The organism is Vreelandella piezotolerans (assembly GCF_012427705.1).
In the GTDB taxonomy this organism is placed as follows: Bacteria; Pseudomonadota; Gammaproteobacteria; order Pseudomonadales; family Halomonadaceae; genus Vreelandella; species Vreelandella piezotolerans.
The window spans coordinates 48,340-68,815 of record NZ_CP048602.1 but is presented as its reverse complement, the minus strand read 5'-3'; the positions used below and the strand labels follow the sequence as shown (position 1 = coordinate 68,815).

The 20,476-nt window shown below is 57.6% G+C and carries 19 protein-coding genes and 3 rRNA genes; 10 read left to right on the top strand and 12 right to left on the bottom strand.

The window, feature by feature from the left end; all coding sequences use genetic code 11:
- The first annotated feature begins 21 nt into the window (after positions 1–21).
- The 6 genes from GYM47_RS00295 to GYM47_RS00270 all read left to right on the top strand — a co-directional run bounded on the left by GYM47_RS00295 (position 22) and on the right by GYM47_RS00270 (position 4,989).
- Positions 22–375: a CidA/LrgA family protein gene (locus GYM47_RS00295; protein ID WP_139528568.1), complete on the top strand. Its 354-nt coding sequence runs from the start codon at positions 22–24 to the stop codon at positions 373–375.
- On the top strand, positions 365–1,087 hold the full coding sequence (locus tag GYM47_RS00290) for an LrgB family protein (RefSeq protein ID WP_139528569.1): 723 nt from the start codon (positions 365–367) through the stop codon (positions 1,085–1,087). The genes GYM47_RS00295 and GYM47_RS00290 overlap by 11 nt, the downstream gene beginning before the upstream one ends.
- A 59-nt stretch (positions 1,088–1,146) precedes the next feature.
- Entirely contained in the window at positions 1,147–2,175 is a 1,029-nt protein-coding gene (locus GYM47_RS00285; RefSeq protein ID WP_153844103.1) for a type I glyceraldehyde-3-phosphate dehydrogenase, read from the top strand.
- Positions 2,176–2,232: 57 nt separating this feature from the next.
- Complete coding sequence (locus GYM47_RS00280) at positions 2,233–3,402, top strand: phosphoglycerate kinase (RefSeq protein ID WP_153844104.1); 1,170 nt, start codon at positions 2,233–2,235, stop codon at positions 3,400–3,402.
- 64 nt (positions 3,403–3,466) lie between these two features.
- A complete protein-coding gene (gene fba / locus GYM47_RS00275) occupies positions 3,467–4,531 on the top strand; it encodes a class II fructose-bisphosphate aldolase (RefSeq protein WP_139528572.1) in 1,065 nt (354 codons plus the stop codon).
- 116 nt (positions 4,532–4,647) lie between these two features.
- Positions 4,648–4,989, top strand: a complete 342-nt coding sequence (locus GYM47_RS00270; RefSeq protein WP_139528573.1) for a hypothetical protein — start codon at positions 4,648–4,650, stop codon at positions 4,987–4,989.
- A gap of 6 nt (positions 4,990–4,995) precedes the next feature.
- Here the strand turns inward: GYM47_RS00270 and GYM47_RS00265 are convergent, their stop codons facing one another.
- A complete protein-coding gene (locus GYM47_RS00265) occupies positions 4,996–5,328 on the bottom strand; it encodes a hypothetical protein (RefSeq protein ID WP_139528574.1) in 333 nt (110 codons plus the stop codon).
- A gap of 248 nt (positions 5,329–5,576) precedes the next feature.
- On the opposite strand from GYM47_RS00265, the gene GYM47_RS00260 reads away from it, so the two are divergent.
- The 3 genes from GYM47_RS00260 to GYM47_RS00250 are packed head-to-tail and all read left to right on the top strand — an operon-like array spanning position 5,577 to position 7,609.
- The gene (locus GYM47_RS00260) at positions 5,577–6,275 is read left to right on the top strand and encodes an HAD family hydrolase (protein WP_139528575.1); all 699 of its coding nucleotides are present in this window, start codon (positions 5,577–5,579) and stop codon (positions 6,273–6,275) included.
- Position 6,276: 1 nt separating this feature from the next.
- The gene (locus GYM47_RS00255; RefSeq protein WP_139528576.1) at positions 6,277–6,651 is read left to right on the top strand and encodes a translation initiation factor Sui1; all 375 of its coding nucleotides are present in this window, start codon (positions 6,277–6,279) and stop codon (positions 6,649–6,651) included.
- 49 nt (positions 6,652–6,700) lie between these two features.
- Positions 6,701–7,609 (top strand): nuclease-related domain-containing protein, encoded by a 909-nt coding sequence (locus GYM47_RS00250; RefSeq protein WP_139528577.1) that lies wholly within the window; start codon positions 6,701–6,703, stop codon positions 7,607–7,609.
- Positions 7,610–7,618: 9 nt separating this feature from the next.
- On the opposite strand, the gene GYM47_RS00245 is transcribed toward GYM47_RS00250, so the two are convergent.
- The 4 genes from GYM47_RS00245 to GYM47_RS00230 form a co-directional block, all read right to left on the bottom strand.
- Entirely contained in the window at positions 7,619–8,950 is a 1,332-nt protein-coding gene (locus GYM47_RS00245; protein WP_139528578.1) for a deoxyguanosinetriphosphate triphosphohydrolase, read from the bottom strand.
- A 112-nt stretch (positions 8,951–9,062) separates the two neighbouring features.
- A 5S ribosomal RNA gene (gene rrf / locus GYM47_RS00240) occupies positions 9,063–9,178 on the bottom strand.
- A 155-nt stretch (positions 9,179–9,333) separates the two neighbouring features.
- Positions 9,334–12,224, bottom strand: a 23S ribosomal RNA gene (locus GYM47_RS00235).
- A gap of 294 nt (positions 12,225–12,518) precedes the next feature.
- Positions 12,519–14,051, bottom strand: a 16S ribosomal RNA gene (locus tag GYM47_RS00230).
- Together the 16S, 23S and 5S rRNA genes form the textbook arrangement of a ribosomal RNA operon.
- A gap of 595 nt (positions 14,052–14,646) precedes the next feature.
- On the opposite strand from GYM47_RS00230, the gene pyrB reads away from it, so the two are divergent.
- Complete coding sequence (gene pyrB / locus GYM47_RS00225; RefSeq protein WP_139526262.1) at positions 14,647–15,672, top strand: aspartate carbamoyltransferase; 1,026 nt, start codon at positions 14,647–14,649, stop codon at positions 15,670–15,672.
- A 5-nt stretch (positions 15,673–15,677) separates the two neighbouring features.
- Here pyrB and ruvX read toward each other — a convergent pair whose 3' ends face one another.
- The 7 genes from ruvX to GYM47_RS00190 all read right to left on the bottom strand — a co-directional run bounded on the left by ruvX (position 15,678) and on the right by GYM47_RS00190 (position 20,421).
- Positions 15,678–16,133 (bottom strand): Holliday junction resolvase RuvX, encoded by a 456-nt coding sequence (gene ruvX, locus GYM47_RS00220; protein ID WP_139526211.1) that lies wholly within the window; start codon positions 16,131–16,133, stop codon positions 15,678–15,680.
- 28 nt (positions 16,134–16,161) lie between these two features.
- Positions 16,162–16,719, bottom strand: coding sequence for a YqgE/AlgH family protein (locus GYM47_RS00215; RefSeq protein WP_139526210.1), 558 nt, complete (start codon positions 16,717–16,719; stop codon positions 16,162–16,164).
- Between the two features lie 67 nt (positions 16,720–16,786).
- Positions 16,787–17,743 carry a glutathione synthase gene (gene gshB / locus GYM47_RS00210; protein ID WP_139526209.1) on the bottom strand — a complete coding sequence of 319 codons (957 nt, stop codon included), beginning with the start codon at positions 17,741–17,743 and terminating at the stop codon, positions 16,787–16,789.
- 69 nt (positions 17,744–17,812) lie between these two features.
- Positions 17,813–18,517: a CvfB family protein gene (locus GYM47_RS00205; protein ID WP_139526208.1), complete on the bottom strand. Its 705-nt coding sequence runs from the start codon at positions 18,515–18,517 to the stop codon at positions 17,813–17,815.
- Positions 18,518–18,654: 137 nt separating this feature from the next.
- The gene (locus tag GYM47_RS00200; RefSeq protein ID WP_139526207.1) at positions 18,655–19,422 is read right to left on the bottom strand and encodes a 16S rRNA (uracil(1498)-N(3))-methyltransferase; all 768 of its coding nucleotides are present in this window, start codon (positions 19,420–19,422) and stop codon (positions 18,655–18,657) included.
- Between the two features lie 3 nt (positions 19,423–19,425).
- Positions 19,426–19,935 (bottom strand): protein-export chaperone SecB, encoded by a 510-nt coding sequence (gene secB / locus GYM47_RS00195; RefSeq protein ID WP_139526206.1) that lies wholly within the window; start codon positions 19,933–19,935, stop codon positions 19,426–19,428.
- A gap of 63 nt (positions 19,936–19,998) precedes the next feature.
- The gene (locus GYM47_RS00190; protein ID WP_139526205.1) at positions 19,999–20,421 is read right to left on the bottom strand and encodes a rhodanese-like domain-containing protein; all 423 of its coding nucleotides are present in this window, start codon (positions 20,419–20,421) and stop codon (positions 19,999–20,001) included.
- Positions 20,422–20,476 lie beyond the last annotated feature (55 nt).

Here is a 20,476-nt window from a genome sequence, read left to right as displayed (position 1 = left end):
GCGCCTGGTGCGGGCATTACGATGCCCGCGCTAAACGGCCTTTTATGGCTAATTAGCTACTGGTTAATCGGAGAAGTCGTGATCCACTTCTCCGGTTTACCTATTTCTTCTGGAGTGGTGGGCATGCTATTGCTGTGCATCACTCTTGCCGTTATCGGTAGAGTACCTGCTAGCCTTGCCGCCGCCGCCCAACCGCTGATTGCACTTTTGGCCATGCTGATCATGCCAGGCGTGGTAGGCGTGTTCTTCATTCTCGATGAACTGGCCAGCCAGTGGCTAGCCATCGTGGCGGCCCTGCTGCTGGGGACGCTGCTGAGTGTGCTCACGACACTGTGGCTGCTCAAGCGATTGATGGGGCACCGCCATGCCGACTAGCTTGCTGCCCACTTTGACCGCCACGCCGTTATTGGCCGTTGGGCTTACCTTGGCCGCATACCTTGTGGGCAGCGCCCTTTTCACGCGCTTGGGTAAACCTTCCTGGCTCCCGGCGATTTTGATCGCTGCTCTGCTGCTGGCCGCGACGCTGGCCTTGTTGGGCTTGTCGTATGCCACCTATCAGCAAGGCGCAACCTGGCTGACGGTCCTGCTAGGTCCAGCCACCGTGGCGTTGGGCATGCCGCTTTACCAACAGCTACCGCGCATTCGTGCGCTGTGGCAGCCGTTGGCGGCTTGCCTGCCTATCGCTGCCACTCTGGCCGCTTGTTACGCTCTTGGCATTGCTTGGCTTCTCGGCGCGGGTCCGGAGATCTTGGCCTCGATCGCGGCCAAATCGGTGACGGCGCCCATCGCCATCGGCATCACGGAACAACTTGGCGGCAGCGTGGCACTCCTCATGGGCGCGCTTCTGGTGACGGGGGTGCTGACCATTCCTTTCGTGAGTCTATTGGCGAGGCTACTGCACATTCATGACGAACGTATCATCGGCTTTGCGCTGGGGCTCAATGGTCACGCCATCGGCACCGTGCGCGCGTTCGATATCAGTCCGACCGCCGGAGCGTTCGCCTCGCTCGGAATGAGCCTCACCGGGATTTTTACCGCTCTGCTGCTACCGCTTGCTTGGCAACTGGTGGGGCTAGGGGCGGGATAAGCAACCCCCGATGAAATGCGTTATCATCGGGCCACTTTGTTCAAGAGCTGCATCGCATCATGGCGAACGCTTCCGCTAAATATCGCATTGCCATCAATGGTTATGGGCGCATTGGCCAATGCGTGCTGAGAGCCTTGGTGGAGCGCCAGCACCCGGCGCTTGAAGTCGTCGCGATCAACGAGCTGTCCGACCTTGCCACCATCACCTATCTCACCCGTTACGACACGACTCATGGTCGTTTCCCGGGGGAGGTGGACAACGATGGTAGCGCCCTGTTCGTCAACGGCCAGCGCATCCAGGTATTGTGCGAACGCGACCCTCGCGCACTGCCCTGGGAAGCACTAGGGATCGACCTAGTGCTCGAGTGCTCGGGCAGCTTCAAGGACCGCGCTACCGCTGAGCAGCACTTGGCGGCAGGGGCCAAGCGGCTGCTGTTCTCCCAGCCCGCGGAAAACGATGTGGATGCCACCATCGTATGGGGCATCAACGAGCATGAGCTCGCTCCCACGCAGCGCATCGTCTCTGCGGCGTCCTGCACCACTAATTGCTTGGTGCCGCTGCTCACCGTACTGGATGAAGCGCTCGGCTTGGAGCATGGTGTTACCACCACGATTCACTCGGCCATGAACGACCAGCCGGTGATCGATGCGTACCATCGCACCGATCTGCGCCTGACGCGCTCCGCCATGCAGTCGATCGTACCGGTGGATACCGGCTTGGCGGTCGGCATCAGTCGCCTGATGCCCAGCCTGACTGGACGTTTCGAGTGCCTGCACGTGCGGGTGCCTACCATCAACGTCTCGGCCATGGATGCCGCGCTGACCGTGCGACGCGATACCAGCGCCGCGCAAGTCAACGCGCTGCTGCAACGCGCTAGTCAGCAGCGCTTGCATGGCGTGCTAGGCTATACCGAAGCGCCCATGGCATCGATCGATTTCAATCATGATCCCCGCTCTGGCATCCTAGACGCCACCCAAACCCGCGTGGCCGGCATGCGCCTGATCAAACTGCTGTGCTGGTTCGATAACGAGTGGGGCTTTGCCAACCGCATGCTGGACATCAGCCAGCGCTTGGCAACGTTTCGCTAAGAATGGGTCCCCCCATTAGCGCACTGACATTCGCTTGAACACGAGGAAACCGCTCACATGAACGTGCAAAAAATGACCGACCTGCCCCTGGAAGGGCAGCGTGTGCTGATTCGTGAAGACCTGAACGTGCCAATCAAAAACGGCCGTGTTTCCAGCGATGCCCGCCTTCGCGCCGCGCTGCCGACCATTCAAGCAGCGGCCAGAGCCAGCGCCAAAGTGCTGCTCATGAGCCATCTCGGCCGCCCCACGGAAGGCGAACCCGCCGATGAGTTTTCGCTCGCCCCTGTGGCCGAGCATCTGAGCGAGCTGCTGGGCAGCCCCGTCAAACTGATCACCGACTACCTCGACACCGCCCCTACGCTCGACAACGGCGATGTCGTACTGCTCGAGAACGTACGCTTCAACAGCGGTGAAAAGAAAGACGACGAATCTCTCGCCAAGCAGTACGCCGCGCTCTGCGACATATTCGTGATGGATGCCTTCGGCACCGCCCACCGTGCGCAAGCCTCCACCCACGGCGTCGCCCGCTTTGCACCCACCGCCTGTGCAGGACCGCTACTGGCCCAAGAGCTGGACGCGCTGGAGAAAGCACTGGCAACCCCAGCACGCCCAATGGCGGCTATCGTGGGCGGCTCCAAGGTCTCCACCAAGCTCGACGTGCTGACCGCCCTCTCTGACAAGTGCGACCAGCTCATCGTCGGCGGCGGGATCGCCAACACCTTTATCGCAGCGGCGGGCTATAATGTGGGCAAATCGCTCTACGAAGCCGACCTGATCGGTCAAGCCAAAGCGCTGATGGAGAAAGTCTCCATTCCGCTGCCCACGGACGTCGTCGTGGCAACGGAGTTCTCGGAATCCGCCGATGCAGTGGTCAAGCCGGTGGACCAAGTGGCCGATAACGAGATGATTCTGGATATCGGCCCAGACACCGCCGCCCACTTGGCCAGCCTGCTGAAAGACGCCGGCACGATCTTGTGGAACGGCCCCGTGGGCGTTTTCGAAATCGATCAATTTGGCAAAGGCACCGAGGTGCTCTCGCATGCCATTGCCGAGAGCAGCGCGTTTTCGATTGCCGGCGGTGGCGACACCCTGGCCGCTATCGACAAGTACGCTATTGCCGAACGTGTTTCCTATATCTCCACCGGCGGCGGCGCGTTCCTAGAGTACGTCGAAGGCAAACAGCTACCGGCGGTAGCCGCATTAGAAGCCGCAGCAAAGCGCGGCTGAAGCGACACGATAACACTACACGCTCACTGCACCCGTTCACACCGACAACCGACAAGGTGACCCCATGGCTTTAATTAGCATGCGCCAGATGCTCGACCACGCCGCCGAATACGGCTACGGCATCCCTGCATTCAACGTCAACAACCTCGAACAGATGCGGGCGATCATGGAAGCCGCCGATGCCACCGACTCTCCGGTGATCGTGCAGGCTTCCGCTGGCGCACGCAAATATGCAGGTGCGCCTTTCCTGCGCCACCTGATTCTGGCGGCGGTGGAAGAGTTTCCGCACATCCCGGTGGTCATGCACCAGGATCACGGCACCAGCCCCGCTGTCTGCCAGCGCTCGATCCAGCTGGGCTTCTCCTCCGTGATGATGGACGGTTCGCTAGGCGAAGATGGCAAGACGCCGATGGATTACGACTACAACGTCGATGTTACCCGTCGCGCGGTCGAGATGGCCCACGCCTGTGGCGTATCGGTCGAGGGCGAGCTGGGCTGCTTGGGTAGCCTGGAAACCGGCATGGCCGGTGAAGAGGACGGCATTGGTGCCGAAGGTAAGCTGGACATGGAACAGCTACTGACCGACCCCGAAGAAGCCGCCGCCTTCGTCAAGGCGACTCAGGTCGACGCGCTGGCGATTGCCATTGGTACCAGCCACGGCGCTTACAAATTCACCAAGCCGCCGACCGGCGACACCCTCTCCATCCAGCGTATCAAAGAGATCCATGCGCGCATTCCGGATACCCACCTGGTCATGCATGGCTCCTCCTCCGTTCCGCAAGAGTGGCTGGAAGTGATCAACCGCTACGGCGGCCAGATCCCAGAAACTTACGGCGTCCCGGTCGAGGAAATCGTCGAAGGCATCAAGCACGGCGTTCGCAAGGTCAACATCGATACCGACCTGCGCTTAGCCTCCACCGGTGCCGTGCGTCGCTTCATGGCGGAGAATCCGTCGGAATTCGATCCGCGCAAATTCTTGAAAGAGACCGTCAGCGCCATGCGCGATCTTTGTATCGCCCGCTACGAAGCGTTTGGCACGGCGGGCAACGCAAGCAAAATCAAACCGATCAGCCTGGAAGCAATGTTCCAGCGCTACGAGCGCGGCGAGTTGGCACCCAAAATCAAATAAACGGTACACCCTTTATATAAAGGCGGCCTGCAGGCCGCCTTTTTTATTGCAATGCAGCAAAAATAGACTATGACTAAAGACAGTCAGCCATCATTTCTCATCAGATAGGTCTCACCATGAAGCACTCTCCACCCTCTTTTTACACTACGACAGCCCTATTCGACCTGTGGAAAGCCAGCATGATGGGGATGGAGCTGTGGAGCTCGTCATTGTCCACCATCGCCAGACGCCAACAGCTTTGGCAAACACAGCCCTTTTTTAGCCCTTCCATGATGCGAGAAAATCAGCGCATGGTGACTGAAAAAATGGAGGCCAGCATGGAAGCTGGCCTTGTGGTGCAAAAAGCGTTGCTCAACGCCATGAGCGGGCGCTATGCGCCCTGGTGGATTACCAGCCAAAAAGCCATGCAACCTTACCATCGACGCAGCAGCGCCAACTCACGACGCCTTTCTCGCTAAGCGCGGTCACTCGTTATCGTCGTTACTCTGCTCATCCTCGCCGTTCTCGATGGCATCCTCGGCGCTTCCGGTACCGCCGGTACCACCCTCGGTGTTGTCACGCTCTTCACTACCGTTGTCAGCAGTGTCTTCCGACTCTTCCGTTGCCGCCGTTTCGGTGGCTTCATCACGCTGAACGGCACCGGCCTTGATACCGTATTTCTCTTCCAGAGCCGCATCATCCAGCGCCTGGTGCTGCTCGCTACTGGCGTCGGTTTCCGGCTCTGCCAATACGCTGCCCGCAGAGGTCATGAGCACAGTGCCCACCACTAATGATAGGAACCAAGGGGTAAGTCGCATATATATCTCCATTTTATGGTTATTGCGGCGTCGCCTACCTACTATAGCCGGTCTCATAGCGATTCACATGGAGTGCCTGAAAACTGAAGCGTTGCCATCATATCCGTAGCGGGCAGCGCTTCCCTTGAGCAGACACACTGTAAAAAATTATAAAACAGTGTTCACAAAGCTCGAAAAATCTCGTTCAATAGTGGCCTAGTCGGCTTAAACTAACGTGAGTAGCGCTTGTCACGCTGCAAGGAACTCTCATGCCGCTTCCACTTCTGCTGTTTGATTGTGATGGCACTCTCGTCGATAGCGAACCCTTGTTGGCCGAAGAGATGGCTCGTGGCCTCAACACGGTGGGCCTGCCATTTGCCTCTTCCGATTATTTAGGGGAGTTTCGAGGTGCCCGCTTCCGACGCATCGTGGCAGAACTGCAAACGCGTCATGGCGAAGTCGATGGCGAACGCTTGGACCGCATGGAGCGAACCATGCGCGCCAACTTGGCTGAGCGTCTTGCCCGCGAACTCACCACCATACCCGGCGCCCGGGAGTCGCTCGACGCCTTGGCACATTACCCCAGCGCCGTCGTCTCCAACGGACCTGAAACCAAGATCCGCACTGCGTTGAACGCCACCGGCCTCAGCGCGTATTTCGGTCACAGGCTGTTTAGCGGCTACACCGCCAACTGTTGGAAGCCAGAGCCCTGTTTACATCTTCACGCAGCCAGTATCATGGGCTTTGCGGCACACGACTGCATTGCCATTGATGATGCGCTCGTTGGCGTACAGGCAGCCCTGCAGGCAGGTATGACCGTCATTCATCTGAATCGCTTTCCCGATGCCGAGGCAACGCCGGAAGGCGCTATTATGATTAGCAACATGTATCAGCTACCTGCGGTCGTTGAACAACTGACTCACGAGCGATGGCAGGCGGCAATGCCCCATCACTCAACAGAGAAATAGTATGGCCTCATTACGTGATCAGCTCGGTGGCCTCGTTTACTCCACTGAGCATGGCAAGACGTGTCCCGACTGCCGGGCCCCGATCGATGACTGTCGCTGTGAAGACACCAGCGAACAAGCGCGCCTGGCCGAACTGGACGGTATCGTGCGCATCCGCCGTGAAACCAGCGGCCGAAAAGGCAAGGGCGTCACGACCATCCGCGGCGTGCCTCTGACTCAGGCAGAACTCAAAGTACTCGCCAAAACCCTCAAGCAGCGCTGCGGTACCGGTGGAGCTGTCAAAGAGGGCGTCATAGAAATCCAGGGTGACCATCGCGAAACTCTGCGCGATGCCTTAACCTCAATGGGTTATCAAGTGAAATTGGCTGGCGGTTGACGCGTCCAACGCATACTCTCAGCTCCTGGCGAAAGGGCAAGGCACGACAATGGTTTGGTTGGAATACCTGCTACCGCTGATCTTTTTGTTTCCCATGGCAGCCATGGGCGGCATCGTATTAGCCCTGCGTAGCCTTCACGATGCCCGCGTTCACTCCCCTTTCGATGCACCGCTGCGCGAACCGGGCCAAGCGCTGCGTCACAGGCTCGATCAAGCCTTTTCCAGCTTGTTTCTTAACGGTACATTGGGGCCCTTGGTCAGCCTTGCACCGCTCGTCTATGGTATGGGACGGATGCTCTTCGTCGATAAACAGGACTGGGTCGAATGGGCGCTATATGGGCTGCTGAGCACGCTCTTGGTGCTGGCATTTTCACTGCTGCTAGTGCGTGACTATCAGCGCATTCGCCGCTTGAAGCTCGGTCTTGCCTGCGAACTTGCCGTGGGTCAAGAGCTGGAGCGTTTAGTACGTCCCGAGGCGCATCCCTATTACGTCTTTCACGACGTTCCCACGGATAGCTTTACCATCGACCATGTCGTGGTCACGCCCCATGGCGTGTTCGTCGTGGAAACTCGCGCAAGGGCACTGGCCATTGGCAGCGATGGCAAAGAGCTGAACTGCGTCGCAGTCGAGCGTGAGCGACTGCGCTTCCCCCATTGGCAGGAGCGGCGACCCCTACATAAAACGCGCCAGGGCGTTAGCTGGCTCAGCCAGTGGCTCGAACGGCGTTGCGGCGTGCCCGTACCGGTAAAAGGCGTTCTGGTGCTGCCGGGCTGGGAGATCGACACCAGCGAGGCCTCACCGGACATTCTGGTCGTTAGCGGAGAACAGCTGGCACGCCAGCTGACGGAGCTCACGCCTGGGCAAATGAGCGATGCCATTCATGACAAGGTTATCCATATTTTGCTAGAGCGGGCACGGCTGATGGAACTCAAACACCTTCGCCAGCCATCCGTGTGAGGGCCGGGCTCAATCGCCGCGCAGCCGCCCGCCCATCTCCTGAGCAAGATCGACTGCATAGTGGTCGGTCATCCCCCCAATGAAGTCCAGCATGCGACGGTAGCTGTCATAGAGCGTCCATGACGGCAGTGGCGTGTTCTCACCGATCAGTGCCAGTACCCGCTGGTGTTTGAAAGAGCTGTGGCCCGTGTGATGCAACTCATGAGCCGCGCCGATAAAGGCTTCCAACAAAATTCCCAGCGTGGTGTAGGCACCAATTTCCAGCTTTGCCTTACGCTCATTTTGAAATATCCGCTCACGAGCCAGCTGCTTGGCCGACTGCACCCCCCAGCCCAAATCCGGGTGACACAGCTCTAACAGATCTTCGCTGAGGGTACCGCTGAGTAGCGCCTGCTCATGCTGCACGAATACCGCACCTACATCATTCACAGCCCGCTCCATGGCAGCGCCCCTGAGCAAGGCAATACGGCGGCGTTGCGAGACATTTTTACGCTGCATCTCGGCATACTCCGGCGGGAACTCACCGGCAATTTGGCGCAGAATCTCGACCACTTCCTCGTAACGCAAAATGCCCATCTCCAGACCGTCTTCCAGGTCTAGCAAGGCGTAGCAAATATCATCTGCCGCTTCGACAAGCCAAGCCAACGGGTGGCGACACCAGCGCTGCTCCCCTTGAGGAAGTAACCCAACCGCATCTGCTACCTCGGTTAACAGCGCCTGTTCGGACTGATAGCAGCCAAACTTACCCGCTCGCCCGCCATAGCGCACCGTCCATGGATACTTCAGCAGTGTGCCCAAGGTGGCGGCCGATAGGCGCATGCCACCGTTGAACTGGTTGTACTCGATCTGGGTAATCACCCGAAAGCCTTGTGCATTGCCTTCATAGGTCAACAGGTCTTCACGCTCGGCCTCGGACAGACCATCCAGAAGCCCGCTTCCTTGGGCGCGACGGAACCAGTCGCGGATAGCGTACTCACCGGCGTGACCAAAGGGCGGGTTACCAATGTCGTGCCCAAGGCACGCGGTTTGCACGATGACACCAAGATCGGCAGGCGTTATCCAGTCGGGGAGACGGTCACGCAGTAGTTCACCGACGATCATCCCCAGCGAACGGCCAACGCAGCCAACTTCGAGGGAGTGAGTCAAACGCGTGTGGATATGATCATTTTCCGTCAGAGGATGAACCTGGGTTTTACGGCCCAAGCGTCGGAAAGAGCCGGAAAAAACAATGCGATCATGATCTTTATGAAAGGGGCTGCGCCCAATTTCTCGGGTGCTGTCTGTTCGTTTATCGTGAAGGCGTCGAGGGGAAAGTAATTGATCCCATTGCATTTGTGTCATAGCGCTCCTCCTTGGAGTGCACATTCTGACATAAAAAGGCTGACATAAAACGACGGGATCGATGGACAAACAAAAAACCCAGCCGGTTGGCTGGGTTCTTTGCGGTATAAGTGCCTGACGATGACCTACTCTCGCATGGGGAGACCCCACACTACCATCGGCGCTAAGCGGTTTCACTTCTGAGTTCGGCATGGGATCAGGTGGTTCACGCGTGCTATGGTCGTCAGGCGTAACGGGTCATGCATATCATGCTGAGTGCGTCGTTGACGCGGTAAGTGATCGTCTCTTGTCCGCCAGCGTCTTGGCGGGCGGATGCGTATCCGGTTTTTCGAGTGGCTGTCCACTCGGTCGTTATCACGGCGACCAGACCCCTTGGGTGTTATAGGGTCAAGCCTCACGGGCCATTAGTACACGTTAGCTCAACGCCTTGCAGCGCTTCCACACCGTGCCTATCCACCAGCTGGTCTCGCTGGGCCCTTTAGGAGGCTCTAGGCCTCGGGGATGTCTCATCTTGAAGGGGGCTTCCCGCTTAGATGCTTTCAGCGGTTATCCCGTCCGACCATAGCTACCCGGCAATGCCACTGGCGTGACAACCGGAACACCAGAGGGTCGTCCACTCCGGTCCTCTCGTACTAGGAGCAGCTCTTCTCAAACATCCAACGCCCACGGCAGATAGGGACCGAACTGTCTCACGACGTTCTAAACCCAGCTCGCGTACCACTTTAAATGGCGAACAGCCATACCCTTGGGACCGACTTCAGCCCCAGGATGTGATGAGCCGACATCGAGGTGCCAAACACCGCCGTCGATGTGAACTCTTGGGCGGTATCAGCCTGTTATCCCCGGAGTACCTTTTATCCGTTGAGCGATGGCCCTTCCATACAGAACCACCGGATCACTAGAACCTGCTTTCGCACCTGCTCGACGTGTCTGTCTCGCAGTCAAGCACCCTTATGCTCTTGCACTCATTGCACGATGTCCGACCGTGCTGAGGGTACCTTCGTGCTCCTCCGTTACGCTTTGGGAGGAGACCGCCCCAGTCAAACTACCCACCACACACTGTCCTCGATCCGGATCACGGACCTGAGTGAGAACGCCAATGATGCCAGGCTGGTATTTCAAGGTTGGCTCCACCCGAACTGGCGTCCGGGTTTCAAAGCCTCCCAGCTATCCTACACAGGCAACATCAGCGTCCAGTGTGAAGCTATAGTAAAGGTTCACGGGGTCTTTCCGTCTAGCCGCGGGTACACCGCATCTTCACGGCGATTTCAATTTCACTGAGTCTCGGGTGGAGACAGCGTGGCCATCATTACGCCATTCGTGCAGGTCGGAACTTACCCGACAAGGAATTTCGCTACCTTAGGACCGTTATAGTTACGGCCGCCGTTTACCGGGGCTTCGATCAAGAGCGTCGGCCGAGGCCTAACACCATCACTTAACCTTCCGGCACCGGGCAGGCGTCACACCCTATACGTCCGCTTGCGCGTTAGCAGAGTGCTGTGTTTTTACTAAACAGTTGCAGCCACCTGGTATCTTCGACCGGTTCGGGCTGAAGGAGCAAGTCCTCTCACCCTACGCCGGCGTGCCTTCTCCCGAAGTTACGGCACCATTTTGCCTAGTTCCTTCACCCGAGTTCTCTCAAGCGCCTTGGGATTCTCACCCTGACCACCTGTGTCGGTTTGGGGTACGGTCGCACATGATCTGAAGCTTAGAGGCTTTTCCTGGAAGCGTGGCATCAATGACTTCGACACCGTAGTGTCTTCGTTTCGTGTCTCGGCCTTGAGCGCCCGGATTTACCTAAGCGCTCAGCCTACTCACTTTCACCAGGACAACCAACGCCTGGCTCACCTAGCCTTCTCCGTCCCCCCATCGCAATCATGTCCGGTACGGGAATATTGACCCGTTTCCCATCGACTACGCCTTTCGGCCTCGCCTTAGGGGCCGACTCACTCTGCTCCGATTAGCGTCGAACAGAAACCCTTGGTCTTCCGGCGAGGGAGTTTTTCACTCCCTTTATCGTTACTCATGTCAGCATTCGCACTCGTGATACCTCCAGCATGCTTCTCAACACACCTTCATCGGCTTACACGACGCTCCTCTACCGCTCACACATCGTGTGAACCCGTAGCTTCGGTACCTGGTTTAGCCCCGTTACATCTTCCGCGCAGGCCGACTCGACTAGTGAGCTATTACGCTTTCTTTAAAGGATGGCTGCTTCTAAGCCAACCTCCTAGCTGTCTGAGCCTTCCCACATCGTTTCCCACTTAACCAGGATTTGGGGACCTTAGCTGACGGTCTGGGTTGTTTCCCTTTTCACGACGGACGTTAGCACCCGCCGTGTGTCTCCCACGCTGGCACTCACCGGTATTCGGAGTTTGCCTCGGGTTGGTAAGTCGGGATGACCCCCTAGCCGAAACAGTGCTCTACCCCCGGCGGTGATACGTGAGGCGCTACCTAAATAGCTTTCGAGGAGAACCAGCTATCTCCGAGCTTGATTAGCCTTTCACTCCGATCCACAAGTCATCCAAATCTTTTTCAACAGATCCTGGTTCGGGCCTCCAGTTGATGTTACTCAACCTTCACCCTGCTCATGGATAGATCGCTCGGTTTCGGGTCTATATCCAGCGACTGTGTCGCCCAGTTAAGACTCGGTTTCCCTACGGCTCCCCTATACGGTTAACCTCGCCACTGAATATAAGTCGCTGACCCATTATACAAAAGGTACGCAGTCACGGAACAAGTCCGCTCCTACTGCTTGTACGCACACGGTTTCAGGATCTATTTCACTCCCCTCTCCGGGGTTCTTTTCGCCTTTCCCTCACGGTACTGGTTCACTATCGGTCAGCCAGGAGTATTTAGCCTTGGAGGATGGTCCCCCCGTCTTCAGTCAAGGTTTCTCGTGCCCCGACCTACTCGATTTCACGTGATCAGATTTTCGACTACGGGGCTATCACCCGCTATGGCCAGACTTCCCAGTCTGTTCGCCTAATCATTCACACGCTTAAGGGCTGGTCCCCGTTCGCTCGCCGCTACTAGGGGAATCTCGGTTGATTTCTTTTCCTCAGGGTACTTAGATGTTTCAGTTCCCCTGGTTCGCCTCTTACGCCTATGGATTCAGCGCAAGATACTCATCTTGTGATGAGTGGGTTTCCCCATTCAGAGATGTCCGGGTCACAGGTCGTTTGCCACCTCACCGAACCTTATCGCAGGCTACCACGTCTTTCATCGCCTCTGGCTGCCTAGGCATCCACCGTGTGCGCTTCATTGCTTGACCCTATAACCCGAAGGGGTCTGGTGTCTCGCAATGATAACGATTGCCGGATACGCTTGAGACGTATCACTTAACAATTACGTATGAACGTTATAAAACGTTCATGTCAGCATGATATACATTGTTAAAGAGCGACTGCTATGCGCAGTGATAAGCGGATGCTTTTTTTCACTTCAAAAGAAAAAGAAAGACCTTTTTTCTTTTTTTAATGTGAAGAAAACGCTTATCACTGCGTAACAACAGTATTCTGATCAGGTAATTCATTGTGAGCGCTTACCGCGAGGATGAGTCATCGGTTAAGGAGGTGATCCAGCCGCAGGTTCCCCTACGGCTACCTTGTTACGACTTCACCCCAGTCATGAACCACACCGTGGTGATCGCCCTCTTGCGTTAGGCTAACCACTTCTGGTGCAGTCCACTCCCATGGTGTGACGGGCGGTGTGTACAAGGCCCGGGAACGTATTCACCGTAGCATTCTGATCTACGATTACTAGCGATTCCGACTTCACGGAGTCGAGTTGCAGACTCCGATCCGGACTGAGATCGGCTTTTCGGGATTGGCTCACTCTCGCGAGTTGGCAACCCTTTGTACCGACCATTGTAGCACGTGTGTAGCCCTACTCGTAAGGGCCATGATGACTTGACGTCGTCCCCACCTTCCTCCGGTTTGTCACCGGCAGTCTCCTTAGAGTTCCCGCCATTACGCGCTGGCAAATAAGGACAAGGGTTGCGCTCGTTACGGGACTTAACCCAACATTTCACAACACGAGCTGACGACAGCCATGCAGCACCTGTCTCTGCGTTCCCGAAGGCACTAAGGTATCTCTACCGAATTCGCAGGATGTCAAGAGTAGGTAAGGTTCTTCGCGTTGCATCGAATTAAACCACATGCTCCACCGCTTGTGCGGGCCCCCGTCAATTCATTTGAGTTTTAACCTTGCGGCCGTACTCCCCAGGCGGTCGACTTATCGCGTTAACTTCGCCACAAAGTGCGCTAGGCACCCAACGGCTGGTCGACATCGTTTACGGCGTGGACTACCAGGGTATCTAATCCTGTTTGCTACCCACGCTTTCGCACCTCAGTGTCAGTGTCAGTCCAGAAGGCCGCCTTCGCCACTGGTATTCCTCCCGATCTCTACGCATTTCACCGCTACACCGGGAATTCTACCTTCCTCTCCTGCACTCTAGCTTGACAGTTCCGGATGCCGTTCCCAGGTTGAGCCCGGGGCTTTCACAACCGGCTTATCAAGCCACCTACGCGCGCTTTACGCCCAGTAATTCCGATTAACGCTTGCACCCTCCGTATTACCGCGGCTGCTGGCACGGAGTTAGCCGGTGCTTCTTCTGCGAGTGATGTCTTTCCTAGCGGGTATTAACCGCTAGGCGTTCTTCCTCGCTGAAAGTGCTTTACAACCCGAGGGCCTTCTTCACACACGCGGCATGGCTGGATCAGGGTTCCCCCCATTGTCCAATATTCCCCACTGCTGCCTCCCGTAGGAGTTCGGGCCGTGTCTCAGTCCCGATGTGGCTGATCATCCTCTCAGACCAGCTACGGATCGTGGCCTTGGTGAGCCGTTACCTCACCAACTAGCTAATCCGACATAGGCTCATCCGATAGCGGGAGCCGAAGCCCCCTTTCTCCCGTAGGACGTATGCGGTATTAGCCTGGGTTTCCCCAGGTTATCCCCCACTATCGGGCAGATTCCTATGCATTACTCACCCGTCCGCCGCTCGTCAGCATCCAGCAAGCTGGATCTGTTACCGCTCGACTTGCATGTGTTAGGCCTGCCGCCAGCGTTCAATCTGAGCCATGATCAAACTCTTCAGTTTAAGATCAATGCGGTTCTTACCTGTCACCGAAGCAACAGAAGCGAACCAAACTTGGCTCAAGGGTCAAACGAATTCATTCATTAGGCCGAAGCCTGTTTGACGAGTCGCTTGCCTTGATAATAGGTGATTTATCACCCTCATCGGCAAGCGCCCACATGAATTACCTGATCGAATTGTTAAAGAGCAACTTTCTCAATGCCGCTGCGGCGGGCTCGATGACCTGACCCGTGTTGCCTCAGCGAGGAAGGCGTATTCTACGCATTCCGTGGTGTTTGTCAACCGCTGTTTTCAGCGGGCGAAGCGAGCGATCTGATCAACCTACTACAGAGCTCTAACTTCCTGACAAACAAGAGGTTTTTCAATCTCATCACCGCTGGTAACGCTGGGCGTCCCCGGCAGCGGATGCGTACTTTACGGATTCAATGCCGGGTTGGCAAGGGCTAATTATCTAATAGTCGAAAAAAGTCTCGGCTAGATCATCTGTTCTCTCATATCAGGGGGCGGAAACCGCTTCGGCACGTCTGGTTTGGCGGTTACACTTAGCGCTTTATAATGCGGCCACCTTCACCCACGCCCAATAATGATGAGGTCCATGATGAGCCAGCACCTATTAACTGTCGATTCATTAAACCGCGATAGCGTCGATCACCTATTGCGCGTAGCAGCTCGCATGGAGCCGATTGCGAGTCGCCGTCAGGTGACGCGGGTGCTGGAAGGAGCGGTTCTGGGCAATTTGTTTTTCGAGGCGAGCACCCGTACGCGGGTGAGCTTCAATGCCGCCTTCTGCCGACTGGGGGGAAGCGTATGCGACACCACGGGCTTTACCTTCTCGTCCATGGCGAAAGGCGAGTCGCTGTACGACACCAGCCGCGTCATGAGCGGTTACTGCGATGCCATCGTCATGCGTCACCCTGACCAAGGGTCGGTCGCCGAATTTGCTGCGGCAACTCACGTTCCGGTCATCAACGGTGGCGACGGCCCAGGCGAACATCCCAGTCAGGCACTGTTGGATCTCTATACGATCGATAAGGAGTTTCAGCGGTTGGGCAAGCGCTTGAGCGGGGCACACATTCTGTTGACCGGTGATTTGAAGTACGGGCGTACGGTGCATTCGCTCATCAAGCTGCTGTCGCTCTATGACCCGCTGCGCATAACGCTGGTGTCCCCACCGGGGTTGGAGATGCCCACCCATCTGATCGATCTAGTGACGTCGCGCGGTCACCGCGTCGAACAGCGGGACTCGCTGGCCAGCGATTTCAGCGACCTGGACGTGGTGTACACCACACGTATTCAGAAGGAGCGTTTTACCGATGAGATGAACGAGAGCTTCCAGGGGCTCTCCGATGACTTCATGGTCAATCGTGATTTTCTTGACCAGCGTTGCAGCCAAAGCACGATCGTGATGCACCCGTTGCCCCGTGATAGCCGCCCGGGCGCCAACGACTTGAACGTCGATTTGAACGGCGACCCTCGGCTGGCGATTTTCCGCCAAACCGATAACGGTATTCCCATGCGGATGGCGATCTTTGCCACGCTGCTAAAAGTAGACGAGTTGATTGAAAAGGATCTGCGGCCCGTGCGTTGGTTTGTGCCATCACAAACCGGCACGCTGGACCGCTAATCGCGTTAATGTGTCGTGCGCCCGCCGGGAAGGCCTTCCTGGTGGGCGAACCAGCCTTCCAAAATCAGCACCGCCGCAATGCCATCCACGCTCTCTTCTCGGTAATTCCCTCGGTGCCCCGCCCCGTGGGCAATTCGCTTGGCTTCTTGGGTGGAACCACGCTCATCGACCATTTCGCATGGTTTGCCGTAGCGACCATGCAAACGGTTGCCGAACTTGCGCGCCCGCGTGCTCATGAGCGACTCGCTGCCATCCATATTGAGCGGCAAGCCGACGACGAACAGATCGGGCTGCCACTCGTCGATGAGGCGCGTGACCACGTTCCAGTCGGGTATACCGTCACGCGCAGGCAGCGGCGCCAGCTCCCGCGCACTGTGAAGCAGCTCGTTGCCCACGGCCACGCCGATGCGCCGCGTTCCAAAATCAAATGCCAAGATCAGACGCTGCCCGTTACTTGCCATGCGTCTTACGCCTCATCCAGCCACACGCTCACGCGTGCCCTGCATTGCGTGTCATGAGGTTTAGGTCGACCCCAAGGATACCTGCAGCGGCCGCAAGACGTTCAGCCGGTGGCGTATCAAAAAGCACGTTGCTGTGGCCCTCTACGGTGAGCCAGGCGTTCTCTTTCAACTCATCCTCTAATTGACCCACATCCCAACCGGCACAGCCCAAGCATACTAAGAAGTGCTCAGGTCCGTTACCATCGGCAAGCGCTTGGAGGATATCCATGGAGGTCGTCAGGGCAATGCCGTCTTCCACCTGAACGCTGGAGTCCCACGCCTGACTGTCGCCAACATGGAGAATGAAGCCGCGATCTTTATGCATCGGGCCACCGTAGTAGACCGGCGCATTGCGGTAGGGGCTGTCGTCGCCTCCCAATGAAAGCTGCTCGAACAGCGCATCCAGGGTGATTTCCATCGGGCGATTGACGATCACGCCCATGCAGCCGTTGTGGTCGTGATCACATAGATAAATCAGGCTGCCCGCGAAGTTGGGGTCTTCCAAGTGGGGCATCGCCATCAAAAAGTGGTGTTTTAAACTTTGCATGCGTCTCCTGCGGCTTGCCAATCGCTCGGCAAGCCTTGCGTCATAGGGCGGGTTGAGCCGTCACCGGTTAAGCCAAGCGACGCTCGATCGCGTCCAGCAGCATTCCGGCAATGTCGGTGCCGCGCTGGTCGTCGATTTCACGAACACAGGTAGGGCTCGTCACGTTGATTTCGGTGATATAGTCGCCAATCACGTCCAAACCGACGAACATCAGTCCTTTCTCGCGAATCATCGGCTGCACCTGCTGAATCAACCAGTGGTCGCGTTCGGTCAGTTCGCGACTCACGCCGCGCCCGCCGGCAGCCAGGTTGCCGCGGGTTTCGCCCGCCGAGGGAATGCGCGCAAGGCCAAACGGCACCGGTTCCCCATCGACCAAGAGAATCCGCGTATCGCCATCCTTTATGGCCGGCAGATAGCGCTGGGCCATGATTTGACGCTGACCGCGCAGCGTCAGCTGCTCGATCACCGCGCCAATGTTGCGGCCCTCGGGGCCGATATGAAAAATTCCTGTACCCCCCATGCCATCGAGCGGCTTGAAGATCACATCGCCATGCTCGGCATGGAAAGCGCGCAGCACGTCATCGCGGCTGGCGACGACCGTCGGCGCGCAGCACTGGGGAAACTGCTGGGCAAAGAGCTTCTCGTTACACTGTAGCAGGGCTGCCGTGGGATTGACGATCAACACGCCCTCACGCTCGGCAAAGCCCAGCAGATGCACCGCGTTGATGAATTCGGCATCCACCGGCGGGTCTTTCCGCATCAGCACTACGTCCAGTTCGGCCAGCGGGCGTTGAGTCGCCTCGCCTAGGTCGTACCAGTGTTCGGGGTTTCGGTGCACTGTGAGAGGGCGCATCCGCGCATAGGCCTGGCCCGCTTGCAAGAAAAGATCCTCCTGCTCCATATAGTGAAGCGTGTAGCCACGCTCTTGGGCAGCCCACAGCATGGCCAAGGTAGTGTCTTTCTTGTACGCGATGTCGCTGATGGGATCCATCACCACACCGAGGTGCAACGTTGATTGGCTCATCGAAATACAGTCCATGCAGGATCAATAAGTCATCAGTATGCCGCACTGCAGGCACGGCTCCAACCGCGGCTATTGATCCGACGTATCGGAGAGCGCACCGGGTACCAGGCGGATCGCATCCGGCGCCAGGGTGATCAACTGCTGTTTATAGAGTCGGCCAATCGCCTGTTTATACGCGCTTTTGCTCACGCCCAGTCGCGTTTTGATATCGTGCGCCGAACTTTTATCACCTAACGGTAAATAGCCGCCGCTTTCGCGCAGCGCCTTCAGCACTTTATCCCCCACGACGTCCAGGCGTGCCGCGCCGGGCGGTAGCAGCGAGATATCCACGCGACCATCCTCGCGGCGCTGTTTCACAAAGCCTTTTAGCGACTGCCCACGACGCAGCGGCTGGGTAATGTCGTCCTGATAGATCAAACCCCAATAGCGGTGATTGACCACCACTTTCATGCCTAGGTCCGTGCGGTCGGCCACTACCAAATCGACTTCGTCGCCCTTCTCTAACGCCCAGGCGTCATCCGTCAGAAAACGATCGAGGCGCATGGTAGCGACCGGGCGCCCCTGATCGTCACTGTACAGCATCACCAACACCCGCTTGCCAGGGTCGGGGCGAAAACGCTGTTCGCTGTAAGGCAGCAGCACGTCTTTGGGCTGCCCCCAGCGCAAAAAGGCTCCGGTACTATTCACCGCCGTCACGGTTAAATAGGCCACATCGCCCAGCTGGGCCGACGCATCGCTGACAGATCGAGGGGTGGCGTGTGATTCACGGACCATGGGTGCTGTCCTTACAGGAAGTAGAACGTCATTATGGTACCTTGCCAAAGCTAGGCAAAGCGGCGTCGGATGAAGAGAGCGCCAGGTACAAAAAACCGCTGCCGAAGCAAACACGGCAGCGGCTTGATAGTAAGCGCTTACATATCGCCGAAGTGATGCTGTAGAAGCGTTAGCGCAACGACAGGGGCCGTTTCCGTACGCAGCACACGCGGGCCCAGCGTCAGAGGCATAAAGTGGCTGGCGGTCGCGGCCTGAATATCTGCCTCGCTCAAGCCGCCCTCCGGGCCGATCAGCAGCGCGGCAGACGCCGGGCACTCTGACTGAGCAAAGCCATTACCCGTCGCTAGGTGCAGCATCAAGCGCAGGGGCTCCTGGCGCTCGGCCAGCCACTCGCCTAACGTCTGCGGGGGGTGCACGGGTGGCACTACCGCCCGGCCGCTCTGCTCGCAGGCGCTGGCCGCCACGGCCTGCCAATGCGCCAGCTTCTTTTCTTCACGGTCGCCTTTCAAACGTACATCGCCCCGCTCGGTATAGAGCGGGGTAATCGCCGCCACGCCGAGTTCGACGGCTTTTTGAATGGCGTAATCCATGCGATCGCCCTTGGAAATCGCTTGCCCAAGATGCACCGCCAGCGGTGACTCGCCGCTACCCGCCCATACCGCTTCCACGGTCACGGTCGTCTGCTTGCGGCTCACCTCGGCTAACCGCACGCCTGCTTCTTGGCCACGGCCGTCGAATACGATCAGCGGCGCGCCTTCGCCCATACGCAGCACGCGAGTCACGTGCTTGGCCGGGCCGTCGGGCAGCGCTAGCGTCGTGCCCGCCAACAGCTCGGCAGGCACATAGAGACGGGGCATTTTACCGTGTCGGGCCTGCCAGTCGGCGGCGGTCAGCGTGTCCGACATGGCTTAGTGCGTGTTCTCAGCCGCTTGGCTAGCCTGCTGCGCTTCGCGCTGCTTGCGCTGGGCATACATGGCTTCGAAGTTGACCGGTGCCAGCATCAGCGGCGGGAAACCGCCACGGTTGACCAGGTTATCGACGCACTCACGGGCATACGGGAACAGCAGATTGGGGCAGAACGCACCCAATGTCTGATCGAGCTGCGCGCCTTCGATACCCGCAATACGGAACAGGCCCGCCTGCTCGACTTCCGCCAAGAACGAGGTCGTGCCGGTTTCGCTGTCGTTGACCTGCGCGGTCACTTTCACCACGACTTCGTACTGGTCGTCGGCCACTTTCTGGCTGGTGGTGTTGAGGTCCAGGTTGACCTTGGGCTTGAACGCTTGCTTGAACACGGAGGGAGAGTTCGGCGCTTCGAAAGAGATGTCTTTCACATAGATACGCTGTAACGAGAATTTCAGCTGAGGTTTTTCGCCTTCTGCGGCGCCTGCCTGCGGGGTGTTGTTATCTTCCGCCATGGGATACTCCTAATCGTTCTTCCATTAAAAAAGGTGCGGCGTTACCGCGACGTATGCTCTCGTTTACTTCTTGACCACCGGGAGGCCATCCGCCTGCCACTGCGCCATGCCACCACGCAGCTTCATCGCCCGCTCGAATCCGGCTTTGGCGAGCTTCGCTTGGGCAGCGCCAGAGCTTTGGCCATGCTTGCACACCACGATGATTGGCTGGCTTTTCACTTTATCCAGCTCGCTCATGCGGCTGTCGAGGCTGCTTTGGGGAATATTGCGAGCGCCAGCGATATGCCCGGCTTTGAAGTCTTTGCTCTCACGAATGTCCAGCACTACCGCATCTTCACGGTTGATGAGCTGAGTGGCCTGCGTGGAGGACACCGCATTCGAAGCGGCGCTGCGCGTTTCATAAACGATCCACGCTATGAGCACCAGCAAAAATGCCCCCACGAGGAGGGGGTGGTTCATTACGAATTCGAACAGCTGATCGATCATCGCGAACACAATCTCTTGGTCTATGCAGAAAAAAGCGGCCTAGCCGCCCTCAGAA

Excerpts from the sequence above, each read along its gene's own strand:
- GYM47_RS00250 (WP_139528577.1), top strand. The coding sequence starts at position 6,701 with ATGGTTTGGTTGGAATACCTGCTACCGCTGATCTTTTTGTTTCCCATG.
- GYM47_RS00260 (WP_139528575.1), top strand. The coding sequence starts at position 5,577 with ATGCCGCTTCCACTTCTGCTGTTTGATTGTGATGGCACTCTCGTCGAT.
- fba (WP_139528572.1), top strand. The coding sequence starts at position 3,467 with ATGGCTTTAATTAGCATGCGCCAGATGCTCGACCACGCCGCCGAATAC.
- pyrB (WP_139526262.1), top strand. The coding sequence starts at position 14,647 with ATGAGCCAGCACCTATTAACTGTCGATTCATTAAACCGCGATAGCGTC.
- ruvX (WP_139526211.1), bottom strand. The coding sequence starts at position 16,133 with ATGGCAAGTAACGGGCAGCGTCTGATCTTGGCATTTGATTTTGGAACG.
- GYM47_RS00295 (WP_139528568.1), top strand. The coding sequence starts at position 22 with ATGCCCGCGCTAAACGGCCTTTTATGGCTAATTAGCTACTGGTTAATC.
- GYM47_RS00245 (WP_139528578.1), bottom strand. The coding sequence starts at position 8,950 with ATGACACAAATGCAATGGGATCAATTACTTTCCCCTCGACGCCTTCAC.
- GYM47_RS00270 (WP_139528573.1), top strand. The coding sequence starts at position 4,648 with ATGAAGCACTCTCCACCCTCTTTTTACACTACGACAGCCCTATTCGAC.
- GYM47_RS00200 (WP_139526207.1), bottom strand. The coding sequence starts at position 19,422 with ATGTCGGACACGCTGACCGCCGCCGACTGGCAGGCCCGACACGGTAAA.
- GYM47_RS00190 (WP_139526205.1), bottom strand. The coding sequence starts at position 20,421 with ATGATCGATCAGCTGTTCGAATTCGTAATGAACCACCCCCTCCTCGTG.
- GYM47_RS00205 (WP_139526208.1), bottom strand. The coding sequence starts at position 18,517 with ATGGTCCGTGAATCACACGCCACCCCTCGATCTGTCAGCGATGCGTCG.
- gshB (WP_139526209.1), bottom strand. The coding sequence starts at position 17,743 with ATGAGCCAATCAACGTTGCACCTCGGTGTGGTGATGGATCCCATCAGC.
- GYM47_RS00290 (WP_139528569.1), top strand. The coding sequence starts at position 365 with ATGCCGACTAGCTTGCTGCCCACTTTGACCGCCACGCCGTTATTGGCC.
- GYM47_RS00255 (WP_139528576.1), top strand. The coding sequence starts at position 6,277 with ATGGCCTCATTACGTGATCAGCTCGGTGGCCTCGTTTACTCCACTGAG.
- GYM47_RS00215 (WP_139526210.1), bottom strand. The coding sequence starts at position 16,719 with ATGCAAAGTTTAAAACACCACTTTTTGATGGCGATGCCCCACTTGGAA.
- GYM47_RS00280 (WP_153844104.1), top strand. The coding sequence starts at position 2,233 with ATGAACGTGCAAAAAATGACCGACCTGCCCCTGGAAGGGCAGCGTGTG.
- GYM47_RS00285 (WP_153844103.1), top strand. The coding sequence starts at position 1,147 with ATGGCGAACGCTTCCGCTAAATATCGCATTGCCATCAATGGTTATGGG.
- GYM47_RS00265 (WP_139528574.1), bottom strand. The coding sequence starts at position 5,328 with ATGCGACTTACCCCTTGGTTCCTATCATTAGTGGTGGGCACTGTGCTC.
- secB (WP_139526206.1), bottom strand. The coding sequence starts at position 19,935 with ATGGCGGAAGATAACAACACCCCGCAGGCAGGCGCCGCAGAAGGCGAA.